General features: G+C 75.0%; 2 protein-coding genes and 1 pseudogene. 2 read left to right on the top strand and 1 reads right to left on the bottom strand.

The features are described 5' to 3' along the window. Nucleotides 1-195 precede the first annotated feature (195 nt). The gene (locus tag ACOV8S_RS32790) at nucleotides 196-693 is read left to right on the top strand and encodes an FAD-dependent oxidoreductase (protein WP_448322289.1); all 498 of its coding nucleotides are present in this window, start codon (nucleotides 196-198) and stop codon (nucleotides 691-693) included. Nucleotides 694-1,037: 344 nt separating this feature from the next. Next, entirely contained in the window at nucleotides 1,038-1,580 is a 543-nt protein-coding gene (locus ACOV8S_RS32785) for an N-acetyltransferase family protein (RefSeq protein WP_448322288.1), read from the top strand. Between the two features lie 19 nt (nucleotides 1,581-1,599). On the opposite strand, the pseudogene ACOV8S_RS32780 reads toward ACOV8S_RS32785, so the two are convergent. Next, a pseudogene (locus ACOV8S_RS32780) lies at nucleotides 1,600-2,152 on the bottom strand (MFS transporter); the annotation flags it as partial.

The following is a 2,152-nucleotide window of genomic DNA, read 5'->3' as shown; positions in this document are numbered from 1 at the left end:
CTCCTCTGCGAAGTCGCTGCCGAAGGTGTGCCGATGACCGCCGCACCCGTCACTGCAAGATCGTTCGGTGAGGCAGGCTATCCGTCCCGCGAGGGGGGTCCTGGTTTCCGGCGCAGTTCGTGGGGCTCCCCCTGCCCGTTGAGCGCGACGGCAGGACAGTGGTCTCGGCCCGCGACACGACGCGAGGAGCAGCGGATGGCGCGGGTTGCGGTGACGGGCGGGGGCATCAGCGGGCTGGGGACCGCGTTGATGCTGGGGCGACGGGGCCACTCGGTCGTCCTCTTCGAGCGGGATCCGCGGCTCGCCGCTGAGGACCTGGACGACGCCTTCTTCGGCCGGTTCCGTCCTCGCGTCCCGCAGGCGGCCCAGCCCCACTCGCTGCCGGCGCCCGTCCGCATCGTCGTGCGCGCCGAGGCGCCCGACGTCCACGCTGACCTGCTGCGCCGCGGTGCGCGTGAGTACTGCGACTTCGACTGGTTCCCCGAGCGTCCCCCGTACCGGGCGGGCGACGAGGACCTGGTGACCCTTCGCACGCGCCGCATCGTCCTGGAGGCGGCGCTGACCGCGGCCGTGCGCCGGGAACCGCGGGCCGGGCAGTGGCTCGCCCGGACGCCGAGGAGGTCGCCGTCGGTGCCGCCGGCCATCACCGCTGGACGACGCGGGCGCTGCGACCGTGGTGCGACGCCCAGGTGACGGCCGACCACGTGGGCGGGCTGTGTCTCGCGCGGGGCGAGTCGTCCGGCGACGTGCGTGCGGCGGCGCAGGCGGCCTGTGCCTTCGACGATCCCGTCGTCATGCGGGCGAGGGCGCAGGTGCGTCATCTGCTGCGCACGGCCCACGACGCGTACGGGGTGCGAGGAGGTACGCGCGCGTGTCACCGCCTGGCCGGCCGACCGCCCCGGCTTCGCTCCCGGGTACGAAGGCCCGAGCCGTGGCGCATGGGAGGCGCTCCTCGCGGCCCCGGTCGCCGGGTGAGGCCCGCACCGGCCGGCACCGGGGGCGTGGACGCGGGCGGTCGTGGCGACGATGATGCGGGCGTGGAGATCACAGCCGCCGCACCGACGGACCCCGCGCCGACGGACCTCGATGCCGTCGCCGACGCCGTCGCGGAGGTGCACACGGCCAGTTGGCGCAGCGCCTACGCGGCCCTCTTCCCCGCGGACTACCTGCGGGGCCCGCTCCTGGCCGAACGTCGGGATCTCTGGCGGGCCCGGCTGCGGGCGCCCGTCGAGGGGGCAGCGTTGTTCCTGGCCCATGAGGGCGGTGAGCTGCTCGGCTTCGTCTACCTCGAACCCCGGGCGGACGGGCGGGTCCTGATCGACAATCTGCACGCCCGTCCGGGGCACACGGGCCGTGGAATCGGCGGCCGGCTCCTGCGGCACGCCCTCGCCCACGTGCGGGACGTCCACCCCGGCCGGGACGCCTACCTGGAGGTACTGCAGGGCAACCTCCGTGCCGTGGCGTTCTACGAACGGTGCGGCGGGCGGCGGACCGCGTCCCGCGTGTGCAGGTTCCCGCAGGGCTTCGAGCTCCCCGAGTTCGAGTACACCTGGTTCCCCGGCGCGGGCGACGGCCGCTGACACGCCCGCCGGAGGCGGGTCAGGCCGTGGCGACGGCCGGTGGGCGTTCCCGCAGGCCGGGGGCGAGGAGCAGGGTGACGGCGACCGAGGCGGCGGCCGTCACCGTCATCGCCACGGCAGGCGTGCTGAGTTCGGCGAGGGTGCCGGCGAGCAGCGCGCCGACGCCCTGCAGGGCGAGCAGTCCCGAGAAGTGGAGTCCGAGGGCCTGCCCGCTCAGTTCGTCGGGTGTGAGCCGCATGAGGCGTTCCTGGAGCAGCAGACCGGCCGCGAAGCCGACGGAGGCCAGGGCGACGGCGGCCGCGGCGACGAACGGTCCCGGTTCGAGGAAGAAGACGAGGTAGGGGACCGCGAGCAGCAACCGCAGGGGGGCGGCGAGGCGTTCGCGCCATCGCGGGGCGAGGAAGCGGCCGGCGAGCGTGTCTCCCACGAGCATGCCGAGGGCGCCGCAGGCGAAGAGCACTCCGGCGTGGTGGGGGGCGTAGGAGACGAAGAGGGACTCGCACCCCACGACGAGCCCGTTCGGCACCCACAGCGCCAGGTAGACGTGGCGGCGGGGGGCCGAGGCCCAGAGG

Source organism: Streptomyces sp. CO7 (assembly GCF_053474865.1).
The sequence above is the reverse complement of the archived record's forward strand: the minus strand, read 5'-3'. Positions and strand labels throughout refer to the sequence as shown.

Excerpts from the sequence above, each read along its gene's own strand:
- ACOV8S_RS32790 (WP_448322289.1), top strand. The coding sequence starts at position 196 with ATGGCGCGGGTTGCGGTGACGGGCGGGGGCATCAGCGGGCTGGGGACC.